This window comes from Aeromonas sp. HMWF015 (assembly GCF_963878965.1).
In the GTDB taxonomy this organism is placed as follows: Bacteria; Pseudomonadota; Gammaproteobacteria; order Enterobacterales; family Aeromonadaceae; genus Aeromonas; species Aeromonas veronii.
Genome location: NZ_CAWNZT010000096.1, coordinates 1 through 20,064 on the forward strand (window position 1 = coordinate 1; position 20,064 = coordinate 20,064).

A 20,064-nucleotide genomic window follows, 5' to 3' on the forward strand; every position below is an offset into this window, starting at 1 on the left:
GCAACGGTATCCATCGGATAGCCGGGCGACAGCTCGCCGTTGCTGATCTGGGTCTCGGTCGGTGTGGTCAGATAGAAGCGACTACCGTCATAGAGCACGGTATTGAGGCTGTCCTGTTTGGCGCGACCTTCCGCCTCCCATTGCGCCCGAACCAGTGAAACGCCGGTAGCAAAACCGCCAGAGACTCCTTCCACGCTGGCCTTCTTCGCTTCGTCAGTCACATCGAGAAAGCGCGGCAGTGCAGTCACCGCCAGGATCCCCAGGATCACGATAACGATCACCAGCTCAATGAGGGAAAAGCCGGCAGACTGTCTCCTCATCCCGTTTTCCGGCATTGTTGGTGCCATTGGTTTCATTGTCATGCTCCCTCCGTAATGCACCGCATTATTTCATGCAGGCCCAAAAAAATCATGTAGTTGGGTCATATGATTAGTTTCATTCAAGGCTTTTTCATCACCCGCCCGTCAGAAAACTGATAAACCAGCCAATAACCATCCCACCCCATCTCGCAACCACTGCCATCGGGGCGGGCCAGAACCTGCAGGGGAGGCACGCCCCCCTTCGTCTCACCCATCAGTGTCAGCCACAACTGACGGCAATTTTCCGAAGGGGATTGCAGCGGCACCAGCCCCAGAGGCCAACCCCGGGCATCAAACTGCCACCCCTTGCCGGCGACATGCAGTATCTGCGGACGCCGCTCATCGAGCCAGATCCCGTGCAAACGCTGTGCCCGCTCGGCAAATTGCTCCCCCAACAAGGTGAGAGTGAGCTGCTGCGCCTCTTCCCGGTGGCCCTGATAGCTGCGCACCAGGGTCGCCACGATCACCATCAGCAAGATGATCACGGCAATCCGCCGATATCCGGTCAGCCAGCGATCATCTTGCTGCGTCTGTCTGCTCATCCAGCCCTCGACTCCACCGAACACTTGCCTCTTACGGCTCGCATCATGTCCCACCACTCAAGCGTGAAGATGCCGAGTTACTTGCCGCGAACCGCGCGCATCATGTCCCACATCGGTGTGAAGATACCCAGCGCCAGGATCAGCACCATCACAGCCACAATCCCGATCAGGATCGGCTCGATGCGGGCGGTGAGACTCTTGAGGTCATAATCCACCTCCCGCTCGTAATACTCGGCCGCTTCGTGCAGCAGGTCATCGACCTGACCGGTCTCCTCCCCCACGGCGATCATCTGCATCACCAGCGGGGTAAACAGGCCACTGCTGCTGGCTGTGCGCAGCAGGCTCTCGCCCCGCTCGATACCGGCGCGCATATCCCGCACCCGCCCCGCCATCCAGGCGTTATCTACTGCATCGGCCACCAGGGTCAGCGCAGTGTTCAGCGGCACGCCGGCCTTGAGCATCATGGAAAAACTGCGGGCAAAACGGGCCAGCAGGGAGCGCTCTATGATAGTGCCGACGATCGGCAACTTGAGCTGCCAACGGTGCCAGGTCAGCTTGCCCTTGGTGGTGGCGACCCAACGGCGCCAACCGAACACCATCCCAACCAGAATGGCGAGCAGCAGCCACCAGTAGTTGACAAAAAAGTGCGAGGTTGCGAGCAAAATTCGGGTCGCCAGCGGCAACTCCACCCCGAATTTGGCGAACATGCCGGCAAACACCGGGATCACCATGATATTGAGGATCACCATGGCGATACCGATGGCGATCATCACGAAGCTGGGGTAGCGCATGGCGGTCTTGATCCGCTTGCGGGTCTCCAGCTCCAGCTCGAAATAGTTGGCGAGCTGCAAAAAGGACTCTTCCAGCTGACCTGTGTTCTCACCCACATGGATGATGGCGACAAACAGGCTGCTGAATACCTTGGGGTGCGCCTGCATCGAGCTGGAGAGCGGGCGACCGTTGCCAAGATCTTCCCCCAGCGAGTGAAGCGCCCGCTTGAGCGGCTTGCTGTGAGTGCTCTCCTCCAGCCCGGCAATGGCGCGCAGGATCGGGATCCCGGCCCTGGTCAGGGCATACATCTGGCGGCTGAAGATCACCAGCTCATCCAGCTTGACACCCCCTTCCAGCAACAGTGACCAGTCGATGGCGGCGGATTTGGCCTTGCCCGGTTTGAGCTCGGTGGGCATCACGCCGCGGCGCATCAGCTGCTCGGCGGCCGCCATCTCGTTGGCCGCTTCGACCACGCCACTGGTGGCGTTGCCCTGGCTGTCACGCCCCTTGTAGGCAAAGTTAGCCATCGCTTACCCCAGATCCTCGGCCAGTCGCAGCACCTCATCCACCGAGGTGATCCCCTGACGGGCATAATCGAGGGCAGTGAGGGCCAGCGGCCGGTAGTGTTCGTGTTGACGGGCCGCCTTGGCGAACCCTTCCGCATCGTTGCGGCGCAGGGCATCCATCATCGGCTGATCCAGCTCCAGCAGCTCGTAGACCCCGATCCGGCCGGAATAACCGGTAAAGTTGCAGCTCTGGCAACCCCGCCCCTTGTGATAGGTGTGCTGGCCGGGCACCTCGCCGGAGAGCACGGTGAGCCAGGTGGCCTGCCCTTCGTCGGGCGCCTTCTCCTCGACGCAGTGCTCACATACCCGCCGCACCAGCCGCTGTGCGACCACCGCCCGCAGGGCGCTCGCCACCAGATAGCCGGGCGCCCCCATGTCGATGAGGCGCAAGGCACTGGTCACCGCATCGTTGGTGTGCAGGGTGGTCAGCACCAGGTGACCGGTGATGGCGCCACGCAAGCCGATCTCCACCGTCTCGTTGTCCCGCATCTCCCCCACCAGCAGGATGTCCGGATCCTGACGCAGGGTGGAGCGCAGCACGTTGGAGAAGGTGAGGCCGATCTTGGGGTTGACCTGCACCTGATTGACGCGGGAGAGACGATACTCCACCGGGTCTTCTACCGTGATGATCTTGTTGCTGGACTGGTTGAGCTCGGAGAGGGCGCCATAGAGGGTGGTGGTCTTGCCGCTACCGGTCGGGCCGGTCACCAGGATCATCCCGTGTGGCCGTTTGAGCTGACGACGGAAACGGGTCAGGATCTCCGGCGGCATGCCGGTCTCGGTCAGCGATAGGATGCCGGATGATTGATCCAGCAGACGCATCACCACAGACTCGCCATACTGCACCGGCATGGTGGACATCCGCACATCCACATCGCGACCGCGCACTTTCATGTTGAAACGGCCATCCTGCGGCAAGCGCTTCTCGGAGATATCGAGCCCCGCCACCAGCTTGAGGCGCAGCACCAGCGCCTGGGCGATCCGCACCTCGTTGAGGATATTCTCGTGGAGGATACCGTCGATCCGCTGGCGAATGCGCAGCACCTTCTCGTCCGGCTCGATGTGGATATCCGACGCCCCTACCTGCACCGCATCCTCAAACAGGGAGCGCAGCAGCTTGGCCACCGTCGCCTCCCCCTCGTCATTAGCCCCCAGATTGCTGGAGCCCAGCTCGAAACCGGAGTCCTGATACTCCTCCTGCAGCTGTTCGGCGAAGCTCTCGATCTCGCGGGTGCGGCGATAGAGGCGGTCGAAATACTCCAGCAGCTGCCCTTCCCGCGCCACCGCCAGCACCATGATGCGCGGGCTGAGCAAGGCGGCGACGGCATCCAGTGCGCTCAGATCCGCCGGGTCCGACATCGCCACCGTCACCTTGTCGTCGGTAAGGTTGACCGCCAGCGCCCGATAACGGCGCGCCTGCACTTCGGGCAGCAGTGGCACCGCAGCGGCGTCGATGGTCAGGTTGTTGAGATCGAAGAAGGGCACATCCAGCTGGCGGGCGAGGAACTGCAACAGCTGCACCTCGCTGATAAAGCCGAGGTCGATGAGAGTGGTGCCCAGCTTGCGGCCGGTCTGACGCTGCTGCTGCAGGGCAAGCTGCAGCTGATCATCAGAGATGATCTGCTCTTGTACCAGCAGGTCGCCGAGGCGCATTTTCAGTCTGGGTTGTGCCATGTTTGCTCCGATCTCTGTTACTTCACACCCGTTGCCGCATCCGATTCCGCTTCGCTAATCGAACCTGCTGTTTATCAAGGGGTTAGTTGACCAATTCGTTGTTCCAGCCAGTTGGTCGACGCCTCGCCGAGGTTGCCGTGCAGCAAGGCGTTGCGATAGGCATCGAGCGCCCGCTGGCTGTGGCCCTGACCATCCTCGGCCACGCCGAGGCCAAGCCACCAGCGGCCCTGATCCGGCTGCTGACGCAGCAGCTTCACATAGAGCGCCGCCGCATCGGCATTCAGGCCCAGCTCCTGAGTCAGCCCGGCCCAGGTCGCGTAATAGTCCATGTTGCTGGCGAGATCCGGCTGATAACCGGACAACCAGCCAAGCGCCTGCTGCTGTTGCCCCTCGCTGATAGCAAGGCGGGCCAGCAGCAGACGAAAATCGGCCTGCTGGGGATCGAGCCGGATCCCCTCTTCCAGCAGCTGACGCGCCTCGGTCAGGCGGCCCTCGCCGTAGAGCAGCCCCGCCAGCTGCTCGCGCGCCCCCTGGTTATAGGGATCGTGGGCCAGCACCTGATAGTAGTTGTCCTGCGCATCCCGCAGGCTTCCCTTGGCCATGGCGGTGGTCGCCTTGCGCTCCGCCAGTGCCGCCAGCTCCTTGGCCGACAGCTCGACCGTCTCGATCTTCAATACGCTCGGTTTGCGCGGCGCGCTGGCGACTGCCTGCTGCTCTGCCGCCAGTTCGGCGTAAAGCTCGGGCTGCAGCTCTTCATCGGTCGGCTCCGTCTCGTCAACATCGCTGGAGGCATCAAAGGGCGCACCGTCGGCCATGCCATCCGAGTCACTCTCGCCTGCCTCATCATTCACCTCATCCTGACTTGGCAACGGCAGCGCGGCCGCCACCTCGACCGGCTCGGGCTGGCTGACTGGCGCGGCGGCCCTTGCCACCACATCGGGGGCGATCACCTCGCTGGCAGCCGTCACGGTATGGGTCTGCTGCCAGTAGATCCAGGTTCGCCAACCAAGGATCCCCAGTGCCAGACCGCAGATCAGGGTCAGCAGCAACATCCACCATCCCTGCTGACGCGCAGGGGCAATATAGACGGCAGCGCCATCGGATCCTTGCTGACGCTGATCCAGATCTTTCAGCATCTGGTTGATGACGCTCATGGCCAGACTCCATAAGCCAGGGCGCACCCCAGCAACAGTAACAGGGGCCACCAGCGCCGTGGCGCAAAGCGGCTGGCATCGTCGGTATCGCGAATGGCGAGCCGCACCAGATGGCTATCGATCTGACGCACACCCTGACCATAGGCCAGCATCAGACACTTCTGCGCCAGGATATTGATAAGTCTCGGGATCCCTCGCGATGCCCGCCACAACAGACGCATGGCTCGACCTGCGAACAGCGGTGCCCCGCGATACCCGGAGACCTGCAATCTGTGCTCCAGATAGGCGCGAGTCTCGTCAAAACGCAGCGGCCGCAGGCAGTAGGAGAAGCCAATCCGCTGGCGCAGTTGGCGCAGATGCGGCTTGGCCAGTCTGGCATCCAGCTCCGGCTGGCCGAACAGCACGATCTGCAGCAGCTTGCTCGATTCGGTCTCGAGATTGCCGAACAGGCGGATCGCCTCCAGCGTCTCGTCCGGCAGCGCTTGCGCCTCGTCGATCAGCACCCCCACCCGGCTGCCCTGCTGGTGCAGACTGATCAGGTGACGATGGATGCGATCGGTCAGATCCAGCTCGCTCTGATCCCGTACCGCCAACCCCAGCTCCAGCGCCAGCGCGATGCGCAGCTCGGCCGGAGTGAGGTGGGGATTGGGCAACCAGGCAAGCCGCACCGGACGCGCTTCCGAACCCAGCTCGCTGAGCAGCTTGCGGCAGAGCAGGGTCTTGCCAGTACCTACCTCGCCGGTCACCTTGATAAAGCCCTCCCCCTGCGCCAGCGCCCAGTTGAGTACCTGCAGCGCCTCTTCGTGAGGCGGCAGGCCGTAGTAGAAGCCGGTATTGGGAGTGAGGCTGAACGGTGCCTCCTGCAGGCCGAAGTGGGTCAGGTACATGAGACCTCACCTGCCACGGCAAGCAAGCAGCCTGTGCACTCAAGACTGCACAGGCCGTTCGGAATAAGGGTGACCGCATCTGGTGTCATGGGTCAGCCCTTGGCCGGATACCACTTGTCGAGCAGCTCGGAGGAGCGTTGCAGCTCGTTTTGCCAGGTATCTTTCTCCACCACGGTCGGTTTGAGCATGATCACCAGCTCCACCTTCTTGGTGCTCTCGCGGCGGTTGGTAAAGGCTTCACCCACCCAGGGAATATCCCCCAGCAGCGGCACCTTGCTGACGATCTCCTGCTTGTCGGTCTTCATCAGGCCGCCGATAACGATGATGTCACCGTTATTGGCCTGCACCACGGTATCGGATTCGCGGATCGAGCTCTTGGCGAGCGGCAGTTGCAACTTGCCACCCGAGGTACCCATGTCGATCACCTTGTTTTGCTCTTCGGTATCGATAACCGAGGGATGGATATGCAGCAGCACCTTCCCCTCTTCATCGATCTGCGGCGTTACGTCCAGCGCTATACCGGAGAAGAAGGGGGTCAGCTCCACGTTAGGCGTCTTGTCTGTGCCCGTCGAGGTAGTGGTAATGGTGGTGGACGCATTGGTGACGTAATACTCGTCCGTCCCCACCTTGATCACCGCCTTCTGGTTGTTGGTTGCGGTGACACGGGGACTGGAGAGGGTATTCACATCGCCTTGGGTCTTGAGCAGGTTGACCGCCACATTGAAGTTGCCATCAGAGATCTTGAAACCGGCGCCGCCACCCAGCGCACTGAAGATCTGGTTGGGGGTGCTGGGCAGCTGAGTATTGGCAAGCGACTGGCCACCGGTAATCCCCTTGTTGCCATCCCAGCTGGCGGAGAGACCGCTCCAGTCCACCCCCTGCTCATACCCTTCGTTGAGGGCAACTTCGATGATCCGTGCCTCCAGCACCACCTGCCGCTTGAGGTGACTCTCTGACTGGGTCAGGAATTCACGCACCGCCTTGAGCTCTTTCGGGTAGGCGCGGATGGTGACCAGACCAGCCTGCGGGCTGGTGATCACGGCGCGACCGTCACCCGTGCCAATCAGGGTCTGCAGGGAGTCGCGCAGATCGGTCCAGTAGTCGCTGTTGGTGTCGGTTTCGATACGGGTGCCGTTGTTGTTGTCACCGCTCGAGTTGTTGCTGGTTGAGCTGTTGCTGCCGCTGTTGTTGTTCGATGCACTGTCAAAACTGCTGTCGCTGCTGTTATTGCTGTCATTGGCCGTCACCCCGCCAGTGCTGACCGAGGTGCGGGAGAGGCCACGACGGGACATCATCAGATAGTTGACCGGGATGGTTTCGGTGCGCAGACCCGCCGGATAGATATGGAAGACATTGCCCTTGCGCTGCACGTCGAAGCCGTACATGTCACCCACCACCGCCAGCACTTCCGGCAGAGTCACATCCTTGAGCTCGACGGAAACCAGCCCGGCCACCCCGGGGTGAACCGCCACGCTGTAGCGGGAGCCCTTGAACAGGGAACCGAAAAACTCCACCGCCTCCACGTCGTGAGCCGCGATACGCAACCGCTTCTCCGGCATGCCGACCGGCATCTGCGGCCGGTTCAGCTGCAGCAATTCACTTTGCACCGATTTGGGCAACGCGGTCAGAGGGGCAGCCTGTTTCTGCTGTTCGTTCATGGCCTGTTTGAGGGCATCCTTCGCCTGGGTCGGCTCGGGGTGCTGATACGTGGTACAGCCTGCAGCCATCATGGCCACGGTGATCAGACAGAGACGGTGTTTTTTCATGTAATTAGGGCACCCTGACTTGCAATTAAACTCGATAAAGCCGATTCACCTCTCGAGAGGCAAGCACGACTCAAACCCGGATCTTGCTGGCAAACAGTGTTACCGCATGGCGTTTTCCCGCCTTTTCCAGCACCACGGCATCGGCATTGATGGCCACCAGCGTATAGCCGTCCACCTGTTGTCCGACCCGATAACTCTTGCCATTGAGTACCGCCAGTGCCGGGCCATTGCCCAGCACCACACTCTGCAGCTTCGGCAAACCGGCACTGCTCTCGCCGGTCGCACGGGCGCCAGCCGCCACGTCCGCCAGCGGCGCGGTGGGATCCTGCAATACCTCGACCTGCTCCGCCTGTACCAGCAAGCTGAACAGGCAACAGCACAACGCAAACACTCTAGCCACGGATAAACTCCTTGCTGGTACTCAGGGTGTAGATCTCCATCTCCACCACAGCGCCGGGATAGGCTTTGACCTGATAGTCGAACTGCTTCCAGTAAAAGTGACGCGGCAAGGCTTCCAGCGCTTTAAGATATTGATACACATCGAAATAGCCGCCTTCAAGCTGAAGCCGGATACCGTGCTTGTAGAGATTGACCTTTTGCTCCCCCGCCATCAGCGGGGTCGGCTCCAGCGAACTGAGGGCCAGCATGTGAAGGTTGGCGGAGCGGGAGAGCAGCGCCTCCAGCACCAGCGGCATCTCGTGCGCCGGGATCAGATCGACGGTCTGGGCCTTCAGCTCATCGTCGATCCGGGCCAGATCCGCCTCGACCTGCGCCAGCTGGTCGCGAACTCCCTGATTGGGATCCCGCTTGAGCCGTGCCTGTTTGCCGAGGTTTTCCAGCTCCATGATCTCGAGGTCGCGCTCGGCGGCGCTCAGGGCCATGCGATCCTGCTGCAGGCGAGTATCAGCGCCATCGAGCCAGCCGTAGAGTCCGGCCGCCCCCAGCAGCACCAGACCAGTCAGCAGGATCAACACCCGCTCCCGCTGGCTCAACACGGCGATACGCTGGCCCCATGCCTGCCATTGTGCTTTCAGGTTCATCATGGTTTCTCCCGCACAATGCCGCTCAACTGGAAGGTCAGTCGACCCTCCTTGTCACGGCCGAGGGTCAGTTCACCAAACTCCTTGCCTACCAGACTCGGGGTCTGCTTGAAGCGGTTGACCCAGGCCGGTACATCCTGACTGCGTCCGGCAAAGCCAGAGAGGTTGATCCGCCCTTCGTTGATCTCGATGCGCTGCAACGACAGGTTGCTGTTGCGAATGCGGGAGAGATCCGCCATCACGCTGGCGTAGCCCTGGGATTTTTGCAGGGTCAGGCTGCCCAATTGGCGCATCAGCCCCTGCTTGGCCGTCAGCTCATCCTGCTTGTTGACCAGTTGCTGTTGCAGCCGAGGATCCGCCTGATGGCGCGCCAGCTCGGCATCGAGCCGCTGCGCCTCGCTGCGCTTGAGTTCCAGCTCGGCAGAGCGCTGCGCCAGGGCCCGGCTGACCTGCTGCTGCTGCCAGCTGTAACCGACACCCGTCAACAGGATCAGCAGCAGCGCAAAGCCCCATACCAGCGCCATCTGATTGAGGCTGGCCCACTGCCGCTTGGGGCGAAACTCGGCGCCATAGAGGTTTATCTGACGTTTCATCACGCATCCTCCCCGATGGCGGCGGCATAGGCCGAGAGGTATTCGACGCCGGCCAGCACCGCTTTATTGGCCATGGCGGAAACAGCGAAACCAAAGGTCTGCTCCATGTGGCGCACCAGGGTACCGATAAAAGGCGAGGCGACGGCGAACTGCATCTGCCCCAACTCGGGCAATTTCAGCTGGCCCGCCAGATAGTCGAGGGAGCGCTGGATCTCCAGCGCCAGTGAATCAAGCAGCATGCTGTCCGGCTCATGTTCGCCAGTCAGGCTGGTAAAACCGCGCAGCTGGCGAGAGAAGCAGAGCCCGCCCTGATGGAAGACCAGCAGTTGCAGATCCTGCCCCTTGGGCTGCCACAGCAGCATGCGCACCGTCTCATCCGCGTCATAGAGAGAGGTCAGCGCCAATTCGTCGCTGATGATGGATTGCAGGGAGGCGATGCCGTTGATGGCATCGGCCAGCTGTTGCACCCGGCTCTTGGGCAGGCAGATCACATTGATGCGCGGACGACCGGCAGGCGGAGTGGGCAAGTCCACATAATCCATCGCCAGTTGCAGCACGGGTTCGCTGACATAATCCTTGATGGCCCAGGGGAGCGCCCCCGCCATCTCGGCATCAGGCACGGCAGGCTTGTCGATCTGGATCTGTTGATAAAGGCTGGCGGCGAGGGCCACCCGCACCGTAGACTTGGCCAGCCCATGACGGCTGAACAGCTCGTTCATGGCCACTGCCCACTCCTGTGGGCCGTTGATGGTGCGCGTCGCGAAGACGGGGGGATTGCCCACCGCAGCCAGCATGATCCTGTCATTGGCCAGCAAGAGCCCGACCTGGCGGCTTGGCGTCGACCGTCTGAACAGTTGTTTCATGTAAGCCCGCCCATCAATAGTGATTAAATGTATGAAATATTAACATAAACAGCAGATTAGCCTCCAGATTAAAAGACGGACTCACCATTGCAAGCCAACCTTTCCGCCGAGTCAGAGGGTCAAGCCATCCTCCCTTCCCCCCTGCAACGCCTCCACCATCCGTTGCTGACCCGCTATGGCGTCGAGCTGTGGTGCAAGCGGGATGATCTGATCCATCCGGCCATCTCCGGCAACAAGTGGCGCAAGCTCAAGTACCACCTGCGGCATGCCAAAGAGCACGGCAAACGGCATCTGCTCTCGTTTGGCGGCGCCTACTCCAATCATATCCACGCGCTGGCGGCAGCGGGGTGCCAATCTGGTCTTCGTACTACCGGTATCATACGGGGCGAATATGACGCCGTCAGTAACTCTACCCTTCGAGATGCCCGGCACTGGGGCATGGATCTCGTTTTCGTCGACCGCCAGAGTTACCGGCGACGGCAGGATCCCGACTGGCTGGCCCAATTCGATGCACCCGATACCCTGATCGTGCCGGAAGGGGGTAGCAGCCCGCTGGCCATCCCCGGGGTGGCGGAACTGGTCGGCGAGGTGCCCTTCTCGCCGGATCTCTGGGTACTGCCCTGCGCCAGCGGCGGCACCCTGGCGGGCCTGATCGCTGGCAAACGGGATCGGGAGCAGATCCTCGCCATTGCGGTACTGAAAGGAGGCGGCTTTATCGCTGACGAGGTGTGTCGCCTCCATCCCGCCGCTGCCAATATCCCCGGCTGGCGCATCGCGCTCGATCACCACGATGGTGGCTACGCCAAATTCAGCCCGGCCCTCTGGCAGTGGGTGCAGGATTTCAGCGCCACGACCGCTCTGCCCCTTGAACCCATCTATAGCGGCAAGGCAATGTGGGGTCTGTTTCGCGAACTGGCGGCGGGCCGCATCGCCCCCGGCAGCAAAATCGTCTTTATCCACACCGGCGGTATGCAAGGGCTCGCCGGGCTGCGGGAGCAGGGGCGACTGTGATCCCCGCCTGACGGCAACCGCAAACAGCATCGCAAACAACAGAGGGTCGCCCCAAGGCGACCCTCTGTTGTTTATCTCAATCACCAGCCGGTTCCAGCACCAGCCGCTGGGGCTCGGCAAACCAGGGCCCCTGCCCGGCATGCACCCCGAGGTGGCGCAGCATCTTCCACTCGTCGCCACTCTCCACCCCCACAGCCAGCACCCGGGTGCGGGTATTGGCGCAGCCGCCTACCAGACTGCGGACCGCCATCTGGTTGACCTGACGGGCATGGATCTCCCGCACCAGACTGGGGTGCAGCTTGAGGAAGTTGATCTCGAACTCCTTGATGTACTGGGTGCTCACCACATCCTGACCGGCATGATCGATGGCCAGCTGGCAGCCCAGCATCCGCAAGGAGCGCAGTGGCCGCTTGAGCGCCTCGAAGTGGCGGGTCACCTGGGATTCCGAGAGTTGCAGGATCAGCCGCTCGTTGGTGCTGCGCGGCAGCTGGAACAGGGCGAAGAAGAGCCAGCGCTGGAACTCGCGGTTGAGCAGACTCTGGGCACTGAGGGTCAGGCTGATGGGACAGCTCTGCTCGGAGCGCTGGCGGAGCAGAGTGAGAGTCTGCTCCGCCACCAGCCGATCCAGTTGCAGCAACAAGCCCACCTTCTCCGCCATCGGCATGAAGATCCCCGCCTGCAGGGCACGCCCCTGCTCGTCGTGCAGATAGGTGAGCAGCTCCTGCTGCAGCACCACCTGCCCCCGATCCTGCTGGATCGGCTGAGTGTAAAATTCGATGCCGTGCTCTTCGAGACGGCGGCTGATCAGGGTTCGCCAGCGTACCGTCCCCTTGCTGCTCTGCTCCTCATCCAGCTGCTTCTCGTAGAGGAACCAGCCGTTGTGCCCCTGCAGCCGGGCACTCTTGAGGGCCAGCTCAGCCTCCTCCTGCACCTTGAGCAGGCTATCTTCTGCCTGATAACAGACGGCGCCGAGATAGACCGCAGTCTCGGGGTTGACCTCCTGCGGCCAATGCAGCCGTTGCAGGCTCTTGAGCAGCTGGCTGGCGCTATCCACCATCTCGCTCTCGGACATATTGGGCAGCAACACCGCAAAAACCTGACCGGCGTAGCGGGCCTGCAGGGCACCGTTATGCTTGCGCACGAAGGCACCTATGGTGGCGCTCGCCTGCATCATCAAATCGTGCCCCAGCAGCTCGAACTGATCGGCCTCCAGCTCCTCCAGACAGGCGAGATCGATCAGCAGCACGCCGCCGCTCATCACGCTCGCCTCCATGATGGCGCTCTCCAGCCGATTGTCGAAAAACAGCCGGTTGCCGATGCCGGTCATCTTGTCGACGAAGGCGTTGCTGCGAATGAAGTTGTCGAAGCGGCTGCGCTCCTTGCGGGCATCCGCCAGCTCGGCCAGCAGATGATCGAGGGCCTGACTGGCGGCCACCGGCCACTCTTCGGCGGGGTCATGGCTCAGTTTGGAGAGTTTGTCATCGAGGATCAGCTGGGCGCGAATGCCCAGCAGCTCGGCCCCGCGCAGCTGTTGGCGCAGCCAGCGGATGGAGTACCAGAGACCGAACACCACGATAAAAATGCCCAGCGAGATGCCGGACATCGCCTTGATGGAGTATTCCGCCTCCTTGAAGGGGCGCTCCAGTTTGAAGTTGGCCTGCATGCCGGCCTGATGGGGCAGCGGGTGGCTGTATGGCACCAGCAGCTGCTCGTCGACCGGATTACGCACATCGCGGAACCAGTAGACCCGCTGGTTATTCTGGCGCACCTCCAGCTCGACCACATGGGCAGCCCGCAGCAGGGTGGGCAGCCAGTGGCTCATATCCTCCATGTCGTGAGCAACATCGAGCTGCTTGTCGATCACTTCGACCAGTGCATCGACCTTCTTTTGCTGCAACTCCATGCCCAGCTCGCGAAAGCTGAACACCCCGCCAATCAGCACGGTCGCCATGGCTGCGATCACGCAAAGGGTGATAAATGAGACAAGCTGTGTAGTAAGTTTCATGCGCCTTTCCGTATGCCCAGCATCATCCATGTCGCCTCATGGTAGCAGCGGCGATCGGGCCACAGCTATGGATGAAGATCCCGCTTCTGCAATTTAAGCGGGCAAGCATAACCCAAAGCAGAGGGAGAATACCAAGGATGACGGGCTACAGATGCGGGACAGGGCGGGATGACAGACAGAAAAATGGTCCCTCAAAGGGGACCAAAAGGAACACTCATATCAAAACTAACACTCTGTGCTACTGACAAAAAACAGATACAGGAGTATTGAACACACGGTGAGTCAAACCGCAGGGCTACTCTAATGCAGTTCGGATAAGCTGGGCAATTGTCATTTATGACAGGTCAGCGATTGAATCTAGCCAAAGTTAATAATAAACACATTTAAAATCATGTAGTTAAAAAATCAATCAACAAGTGTGACAAGTCGGACTCAAATTGATTGCACTAATGCTCTATGATGGCTCAGCCCATTTGCATCCGATTACCACGATGGTGGTTTATGCTGAAAATATTCAAGACGCCCTCTTTCTGGGTGACGCTATTGCTGCTTGGCGCGCCTATCGTATTGAGTCAGGTATTGGCCCCCTTGTTGGCCACCCCGCTTTCACGCTATTTGCTGGAACAGAAGAAGTGGGAAATTGAAGCCGCGATGAGCGCTCGCAGCAAAGAGCTGACCGATAGCATCACGGCTCAACTCGCCGGATTTACGTTCGATTGCGGCCCTCAAGATATGGCGCTGCTTCGCAATTATCGCTTTTATAACAGCCATATCCGGGTTCAGGGCATCAAACTAGGCTCTGGCGGTGGTTGCTCCAGCTTGGGTCCGGATATCCCGCTAAACCTTGATAAACCGCTTTCCGAGCTAAAGGAAAAGCAAACAGGACTGGTTGCCACAGCAGCAAGATTCAATACAGAACAAGAGATGGTGGCTTATTACCGGGTCGGTAATAACACCGTATATTGGGTGCTCAATAACTGGAGTAATACTTGGTTAATGACCCCCTGTGCCTACTGCTTTTACATTGAATTTCGCCAGGATCAGCGTGACGTACAAGCCGTTGTGTTCCCCCGTGGCAATAGTGCCATCAAATCCGAGAGCAGCAGTCACAGCCTGACCTTTACACAACCATTCACAGGCATTGTACAAACCCTGTGGGCAGGCACTGAGCTGGAAAAGTATGCTGCCCAACTGACCCATCAGTATGGGAAATGGGTCGGCGCCGTGCTGGGGCTACTGTTTGCCAGCGTCTACTGGCTGCTGCGCAGCTACCGGCGCTCCCTCAAGGGGATGCTGCAAACGGGGTTGGCCAAGCGGGAATTTGTGCCTTTTTACCAGCCTGTGGTGAACAGCCAAACTCGACAGGTGGTCGGCTTTGAGGCTCTGCTGCGCTGGCAACGAGGCAATGAATTGATTCCGCCCGGCTCCTTTATCGAGTATGCGGAGGAGCAGGGGCTGATCCTGCCGATGACCGAGCAGTTACTGGAGCAAGTGATCAGCGACCTGCCACTGCTGGCGCCGGAGCAGTGGGTCAGCGTCAATCTGGTGGCAGCCCATATCGAGCACCCCTTGCTGCGCAACCTGCTCCATCACAACCACAACCCCTCACCCGCCCAACTCACCTTCGAGCTGACCGAGCGCAAGCCGATCCTCGACATCAAGGCGGCCACCGAGGAGATCTCATTGCTGCAGCAGATGGGTTATCACTTCAAGCTGGATGATTTCGGTACCGGCTACGGTGGCTTTGCCTACCTGCAGAGCCTGGGGATCCGTCAGATCAAGATCGACAAGATGTTCGTCGATACCATAGGCACCAACGACCTCAAGCGCAGCGTACTGGACGCCATCATCGTCTTTGGTCGGGAATCAGGCATGGAGATGATCGCCGAAGGGGTCGAGAGTCAGCTCCAGGTCGACTATCTGAGCCAGCACGGCGTCTATCTGATCCAGGGCTACTTCTTCGGCAAGCCCATGCCACTGAAGATGCTGTCTCTCTGGCAACGGGAGTGGCAACAGCAATACCGCAAGGCCAGCTGACGCAGACATTACAGGATCTGACCGCGACACAGCTTGGCAAGCTGATCGATATCCCCAAGCCGGTGCTGGCTGTGCTGATAGCCCAGCCCGGCCATCAGGTGGGTAAAGCCCCCCCTGCAGACCACACACCGGTTCCGTCGTGAAATCGAACCGCCTCCTTCCCCCCTTATTTACATTCAGCAACAAAATGATCTGCCCTGACGGGGATAACAGCCTTTATCATAAGGAGCCGGTTATCGTGCAATCGATAACTGCGCAACCTGTTTATGTCGCCCGGTCGTCCAGACCCCCAACAGAGAACCATTGCCTATGAAGACAGTTATCCGGCAAGAGATTGCCCTGCCCGTCGGCCTGCTGACCCTGTTCTTTTTCAAGACGCTCGGCAGCGACCTGCTGACAGAGACAACTCCGCTCGGGATCTATCTTCCGGTATCGGCGGCACTACTGGCCATCGTCACCTGGGCCATCTTCTCGGTGGTGCGCCACTCCGATGCCCTCGCCATCAAGCTGGGCGAGCCCTTCGGCACCCTGATCCTCACCCTCTCGGTCATCTCGCTGGAGGTGGTGATGATCTCCTCGGTGATGCTGACCGGCGAGCCCAACCCCACCATGGCCCGCGATACCATGTTTGCGGTAGTGATGCTGGTGAGTACCGGTCTGGTGGGCTTCACCCTGCTGTTTGGCGGCTGGCGCTACCACACCCAGAGCTTCAATCTGGACGGAGTGAAATCCTATCTGGTGGCCATCATCCCGCTGGCCCTGCTCTGTCTGGTGCTGCCCAACTTCACGGAGGGTGGTGCAATCGGCAGTATGTCGCGCGCCATGTCGTGGATGCTGATCATCATCTCGATCCTGCTCTACGGGGTCTTTCTGCTGATCCAGACCCGCAGCCACAGCCACTTCTTCGTCGACAGCGATCACGAGGATTATGAGGAGCACCACGGCCCGCTGCAGAGCAACGTCTATCACACCATCCTGCTGCTCGCCTACCTGCTGGTGGTGATCCTGCTGGCCAAGACCCTGGCCATCCCCATCAACTACGGGGTGCATGTGATGGAAGCACCCGCCGCACTGGGCGGCTTTATCGTGGCCTGCATCGTGCTGGCCCCCGAAGCAGTCGGCGCCATCAAGGCAGCCTTCAACAACCAGCTTCAACGGGCAATGAACCTCTACTTCGGCTCGGTGCTGGCCACCATCGCCCTCACCGTGCCTGCCGTACTCTTTATCGGCTCCATGCTGGGTCAGGAGGTGCGCCTCGGCCTCTCCCCCGCCGATATGGTACTGCTGGTCACGACCTTGATGGTCTGTAAGGTGACCTTCAGCAGCGGCCGCACCAATGTGCTGCACGGTGCGACCCATCTGGTGTTGTTTGTGGTCTATTTGTTCCTGATGTTCGAGCACGAATAACTACATCCAGCCAACACCCGACATGCAAAGACCGCCCGATGGGCGGTCTTTTGTTATGGGCTTCCGAGTGCAGCCGCTTCCCCCTCATCCCCACCGCTTCTCCCGCCAGGGGAGAAGGGAGATCAAGGCTTACAGACTGGGCAGCACCCCGGTCGGGATCAGGTCGTTGTAGCTGGCACGACCCAGCAGGGCGGCGGCCGCCTCGATATCCGGCGCGAAGTACCTGTCCTTGTCGTAGAAGCTCACCTCTGCCCGCAGTCGCCCCTTGGCCTGCTCGATCAGCTCGGTACTACGCAACGGCGCGCGGAAATCGAGCCCCTGTGCCGCCGCCAGCAGTTCGACCGCCAGAATGCCGCGGGTGTTCTCGGCCATGTCCGCCAGTCGACGGCCGGCGAAGGTCGCCATGGAGACGTGATCCTCCTGATTGGCGGAAGTGGGCAGACTATCCACCGAGGCCGGGTGTGCCAGGGTCTTGTTCTCGGAGGCGAGCGCCGCCGAGGTGACCTGAGCGATCATAAAGCCCGAATTCACCCCGCCGTTGTTGACCAGAAACGCCGGCAGACCGGACATCCGCGAGTCAATCAGCAGTGCCATCCGCCGCTCGGAGAGCGAGCCGATTTCGGCGATGGCCAGCGCCAGATTGTCGGCGGCGAAGGCGACCGGCTCTGCATGGAAGTTGCCGCCAGAGAGAATGTCCTCATCCTCGGCAAACACCAGCGGGTTGTCTGAAACCGCGTTGGCCTCGCACACCAGCACCTCGGCCGCCTGGCGGATCTGGGTCAGGCAGGCACCCATCACCTGCGGCTGGCAGCGCAATGAGTAGGGATCCTGTACCTTCTCGCAGTTGTGATGGGACATGCCAATCTCGCTGCCATCCACCAGCAGGTGGCGATAGCAGGCGGCCGCATCGATCTGGCCACGCTGACCGCGCACCGCGTGGATACGGGCATCGAACGGACGGCGACTGCCAAGGGCCGCCTCCACGCTCATGGCACCTATGGTGATGGCACCGGCGTAGAGATCCTCGGCATGGAACAGCCCTTCCAGCGCGAAGGCGGTGCTCGCCTGAGTGCCGTTAAGCAGCGCCAATCCTTCTTTGGGTGCCAGCGCGATAGGCTCGAGCCCGGCAATTTTCAGCGCAGTAGCGGCGTCGATCAGCTCGCCCTTGTGGCGGGCCTTGCCCTCCCCGATCAGCAGGCAGCTCATATGGGCCAGCGGCGCCAGATCGCCGGAGGCACCGACGGAGCCCTTCTTCGGTACCACCGGATAGACTTCGGCGTTGATGAGGGTCATCAGGGCCTCAAGCACCGCCAGCCGGATGCCGGAGAAGCCGCGCGCCAGCGAGTTGAGCTTGAGCACCATCATCAGCCGCACGGTGGCGTCATCCATATATTCGCCGATGCCAGCGGCATGGGAAAGCACGATGGAGCGCTGCAGCTCGTCCAGCTGCTCCACCGGAATGCGGGTGTTGGCCAACAGGCCAAAGCCGGTGTTGATGCCATACACCACCCGGTTCTGCTCGATCACCTTGGTAACCACAGCAGCTGAGGCGTGGATCCCCGGCAGGGCGGCCGGATCCAGTGAAACATGTACCGGCTCGCGGCTGACGCGGCGCAGGGTGGCAAGATCCAGCTCGCCCGGGGTAATAGTCAATTCAAACATGGTGTTACACCTTTCCTTTGACACCGTTGGCGCCGTCAATCATCGGCAGATCCAGTCTCGCCTCGTGGGCGCAGTTGATGGCAATCTCGTAGCCCGCATCCGCATGGCGCATCACCCCGGTGGCCGGGTCGTTGCGCAGCACGCGGCCGACCCGCTTGGCGGCATCATCGGAGCCGTCACAAACGATCACCACGCCGGAGTGCTGGGAGAAGCCCATGCCGACCCCGCCGCCGTGGTGCAGGGAGACCCAGGTCGCGCCACCAGCGGTGTTGAGCAGGGCGTTGAGCAGCGGCCAGTCGGAGACGGCATCGGAGCCATCCATCATCGACTCGGTCTCGCGGTTCGGGCTCGCCACCGAGCCGGAATCCAGATGGTCGCGGCCAATGACGATGGGGGCTTTCAGCTCGCCGTTTTTCACCATCTCGTTGAAGGCCAGACCAAGGCGTACCCGATCCTTGACCCCGACCCAGCAGATCCGCGCCGGCAGCCCCTGAAACGCGATACGTTCGCGGGCCATGTCGAGCCAGTTGTGCAGGTGAGGATCATCGGGGATCAGCTCTTTCACCTTCTGATCGGTCTTGTAGATATCTTCCGGATCGCCGGAGAGGGCCACCCAGCGGAACGGGCCTATCCCCTCGCAGAACAGCGGGCGGATATAGGCGGGGACGAAGCCGGGGAAGTCGAAGGCATTTTTCACCCCCTCCTCAAGCGCCATCTGACGGATGTTGTTGCCGTAATCCAGAGTCGCCGCGCCACGCTCTTGCAGGGTCAGCATCGCCTCCACCTGACGGGCCATGGAGCGACGAGCGGCCACGTTTACCTCGTTCGGTGCACTCTTTTGCAGCTCGTGCCACTGGGCCACGCTCCAACCCTGTGGCAGGTAGCCATGGATCGGGTCGTGGGCAGAGGTCTGGTCGGTCACCACGTCAGGGGTGATGCCACGGGCCACCAGCTCGGCGAACACGTCAGCGGCGTTGCCGAGCAGGCCGACGGAGACGGCGCTGCCGCTCTGCTTGGCCTCTTCGATCATGGCCAGCGCCTCATCCAGAGTGTGAGCCTTCTTGTCCACATAACGGGTGCGCAGACGAAAATCGATGCGGGTCTCGTCGCACTCCACCGCGATCATCGAGAAGCCTGCCATGGTGGCGGCCAGCGGCTGGGCACCGCCCATACCGCCCAAGCCACCGGTCAGGATCCAGCGCCCTTTGGGTTCACCGTTGAAGTGCTGGTTGGCCACCGCGAAGAAGGTCTCGTAGGTACCCTGCACGATCCCCTGGGTGCCAATATAGATCCACGAACCCGCGGTCATCTGGCCGTACATCATCAAGCCCTTCTTATCGAGCTCATTGAAGTGCTCCCAGTTGGCCCAGTGCGGCACCAGATTGGAGTTGGCGATCAGCACTCGCGGCGCATCCTTGTGGGTCTGGAACACCCCGACCGGCTTGCCGGATTGCACCAGCAGGGTCTGATCCTCCTCCAGCCGGGTCAGCACCTCGACGATCTTGTCAAAGCAGGCCCAGTTGCGGGCGGCGCGACCGATGCCGCCATAGACCACCAGCGACTGGGGATGCTCGGCCACCTCGGGGTCCAGGTTGTTCATCAGCATCCGCAGCGGCGCTTCGGTGAGCCAGCTCTTGGCGGTCAGTTCGGTGCCGCGCGGGGCACGGATCACGCGGTTAGGATCATGACGGGGATCCTGCTGTTGCACAGACATACACACTCCTTGT

At 61.0% G+C, this 20,064-nt stretch carries 17 protein-coding genes; 3 read left to right on the top strand and 14 right to left on the bottom strand.

The genetic code is table 11. From position 1 onward, the window contains the following. The 11 genes from AACS18_RS04365 to AACS18_RS04415 form a co-directional block, all read right to left on the bottom strand. Window positions 1-362: prepilin-type N-terminal cleavage/methylation domain-containing protein (locus tag AACS18_RS04365; protein ID WP_146184849.1), on the bottom strand; the 362-nt coding region annotated here is incomplete at its 3' end. Window positions 363-439: 77 nt separating this feature from the next. Next, on the bottom strand, window positions 440-901 hold the full coding sequence (locus tag AACS18_RS04370) for a hypothetical protein (protein WP_108613783.1): 462 nt from the start codon (window positions 899-901) through the stop codon (window positions 440-442). Window positions 902-978: 77 nt separating this feature from the next. Beyond that, window positions 979-2,199: a type II secretion system F family protein gene (locus AACS18_RS04375; RefSeq protein WP_108613784.1), complete on the bottom strand. Its 1,221-nt coding sequence runs from the start codon at window positions 2,197-2,199 to the stop codon at window positions 979-981. A gap of 3 nt (window positions 2,200-2,202) precedes the next feature. Further along, on the bottom strand, window positions 2,203-3,912 hold the full coding sequence (mshE, locus tag AACS18_RS04380; RefSeq protein WP_108613785.1) for an MSHA fimbrial ATPase MshE: 1,710 nt from the start codon (window positions 3,910-3,912) through the stop codon (window positions 2,203-2,205). A 74-nt stretch (window positions 3,913-3,986) separates the two neighbouring features. Further along, the gene (locus tag AACS18_RS04385) at window positions 3,987-5,066 is read right to left on the bottom strand and encodes a tetratricopeptide repeat protein (RefSeq protein WP_181363406.1); all 1,080 of its coding nucleotides are present in this window, start codon (window positions 5,064-5,066) and stop codon (window positions 3,987-3,989) included. After that, complete coding sequence (gene mshM, locus AACS18_RS04390; protein WP_108613786.1) at window positions 5,063-5,953, bottom strand: MSHA fimbrial biogenesis protein MshM; 891 nt, start codon at window positions 5,951-5,953, stop codon at window positions 5,063-5,065. Before mshM ends, AACS18_RS04385 begins: the two co-directional genes overlap by 4 nt. 92 nt (window positions 5,954-6,045) lie before the next feature. After that, complete coding sequence (gene mshL, locus AACS18_RS04395) at window positions 6,046-7,719, bottom strand: pilus (MSHA type) biogenesis protein MshL (protein ID WP_108613787.1); 1,674 nt, start codon at window positions 7,717-7,719, stop codon at window positions 6,046-6,048. A gap of 70 nt (window positions 7,720-7,789) precedes the next feature. Then, window positions 7,790-8,119 carry a SctD/MshK family protein gene (locus AACS18_RS04400; RefSeq protein WP_108613788.1) on the bottom strand — a complete coding sequence of 110 codons (330 nt, stop codon included), beginning with the start codon at window positions 8,117-8,119 and terminating at the stop codon, window positions 7,790-7,792. Beyond that, window positions 8,112-8,759 (bottom strand): hypothetical protein, encoded by a 648-nt coding sequence (locus AACS18_RS04405; RefSeq protein WP_005340017.1) that lies wholly within the window; start codon window positions 8,757-8,759, stop codon window positions 8,112-8,114. Before AACS18_RS04405 ends, AACS18_RS04400 begins: the two co-directional genes overlap by 8 nt. After that, a complete protein-coding gene (locus tag AACS18_RS04410) occupies window positions 8,759-9,352 on the bottom strand; it encodes a PilN domain-containing protein (protein ID WP_108613789.1) in 594 nt (197 codons plus the stop codon). Before AACS18_RS04410 ends, AACS18_RS04405 begins: the two co-directional genes overlap by 1 nt. Then, window positions 9,352-10,215: an MSHA biogenesis protein MshI gene (locus tag AACS18_RS04415; RefSeq protein ID WP_108613790.1), complete on the bottom strand. Its 864-nt coding sequence runs from the start codon at window positions 10,213-10,215 to the stop codon at window positions 9,352-9,354. The genes AACS18_RS04410 and AACS18_RS04415 overlap by 1 nt, the downstream gene beginning before the upstream one ends. A gap of 87 nt (window positions 10,216-10,302) precedes the next feature. Between AACS18_RS04415 and AACS18_RS04420 the strand changes: the two genes are divergently transcribed. Continuing rightward, window positions 10,303-11,226, top strand: coding sequence for a 1-aminocyclopropane-1-carboxylate deaminase/D-cysteine desulfhydrase (locus AACS18_RS04420; protein WP_108613791.1), 924 nt, complete (start codon window positions 10,303-10,305; stop codon window positions 11,224-11,226). Window positions 11,227-11,302: 76 nt separating this feature from the next. On the opposite strand, the gene AACS18_RS04425 is transcribed toward AACS18_RS04420, so the two are convergent. Beyond that, on the bottom strand, window positions 11,303-13,231 hold the full coding sequence (locus AACS18_RS04425) for an EAL domain-containing protein (RefSeq protein ID WP_181363407.1): 1,929 nt from the start codon (window positions 13,229-13,231) through the stop codon (window positions 11,303-11,305). A 501-nt stretch (window positions 13,232-13,732) separates the two neighbouring features. Between AACS18_RS04425 and AACS18_RS04430 the strand changes: the two genes are divergently transcribed. Next, window positions 13,733-15,268: an EAL domain-containing protein gene (locus AACS18_RS04430; protein WP_108613793.1), complete on the top strand. Its 1,536-nt coding sequence runs from the start codon at window positions 13,733-13,735 to the stop codon at window positions 15,266-15,268. A gap of 309 nt (window positions 15,269-15,577) precedes the next feature. Next, entirely contained in the window at window positions 15,578-16,675 is a 1,098-nt protein-coding gene (locus tag AACS18_RS04435; RefSeq protein ID WP_108613794.1) for a calcium:proton antiporter, read from the top strand. A gap of 129 nt (window positions 16,676-16,804) precedes the next feature. On the opposite strand, the gene hutH is transcribed toward AACS18_RS04435, so the two are convergent. Continuing rightward, the gene (gene hutH / locus AACS18_RS04440) at window positions 16,805-18,337 is read right to left on the bottom strand and encodes a histidine ammonia-lyase (RefSeq protein WP_108613795.1); all 1,533 of its coding nucleotides are present in this window, start codon (window positions 18,335-18,337) and stop codon (window positions 16,805-16,807) included. Between the two features lie 4 nt (window positions 18,338-18,341). Continuing rightward, on the bottom strand, window positions 18,342-20,051 hold the full coding sequence (gene hutU, locus AACS18_RS04445; protein WP_108613796.1) for a urocanate hydratase: 1,710 nt from the start codon (window positions 20,049-20,051) through the stop codon (window positions 18,342-18,344). Between the last annotated feature and the right edge of the window lie 13 nt (window positions 20,052-20,064).

Bases quoted from the DNA above. Each gene is read 5' to 3' on its own strand.
- AACS18_RS04370 (WP_108613783.1), bottom strand. From the start codon at position 901: ATGAGCAGACAGACGCAGCAAGATGATCGCTGGCTGACCGGATATCGG.
- AACS18_RS04375 (WP_108613784.1), bottom strand. From the start codon at position 2,199: ATGGCTAACTTTGCCTACAAGGGGCGTGACAGCCAGGGCAACGCCACC.
- mshE (WP_108613785.1), bottom strand. From the start codon at position 3,912: ATGGCACAACCCAGACTGAAAATGCGCCTCGGCGACCTGCTGGTACAA.
- AACS18_RS04385 (WP_181363406.1), bottom strand. From the start codon at position 5,066: ATGAGCGTCATCAACCAGATGCTGAAAGATCTGGATCAGCGTCAGCAA.
- mshM (WP_108613786.1), bottom strand. From the start codon at position 5,953: ATGTACCTGACCCACTTCGGCCTGCAGGAGGCACCGTTCAGCCTCACT.
- mshL (WP_108613787.1), bottom strand. From the start codon at position 7,719: ATGAAAAAACACCGTCTCTGTCTGATCACCGTGGCCATGATGGCTGCA.
- AACS18_RS04405 (WP_005340017.1), bottom strand. From the start codon at position 8,759: ATGAACCTGAAAGCACAATGGCAGGCATGGGGCCAGCGTATCGCCGTG.
- AACS18_RS04410 (WP_108613789.1), bottom strand. From the start codon at position 9,352: ATGAAACGTCAGATAAACCTCTATGGCGCCGAGTTTCGCCCCAAGCGG.
- AACS18_RS04415 (WP_108613790.1), bottom strand. From the start codon at position 10,215: ATGAAACAACTGTTCAGACGGTCGACGCCAAGCCGCCAGGTCGGGCTC.
- AACS18_RS04425 (WP_181363407.1), bottom strand. From the start codon at position 13,231: ATGAAACTTACTACACAGCTTGTCTCATTTATCACCCTTTGCGTGATC.
- AACS18_RS04430 (WP_108613793.1), top strand. From the start codon at position 13,733: ATGCTGAAAATATTCAAGACGCCCTCTTTCTGGGTGACGCTATTGCTG.
- AACS18_RS04435 (WP_108613794.1), top strand. From the start codon at position 15,578: ATGAAGACAGTTATCCGGCAAGAGATTGCCCTGCCCGTCGGCCTGCTG.
- hutH (WP_108613795.1), bottom strand. From the start codon at position 18,337: ATGTTTGAATTGACTATTACCCCGGGCGAGCTGGATCTTGCCACCCTG.
- hutU (WP_108613796.1), bottom strand. From the start codon at position 20,051: ATGTCTGTGCAACAGCAGGATCCCCGTCATGATCCTAACCGCGTGATC.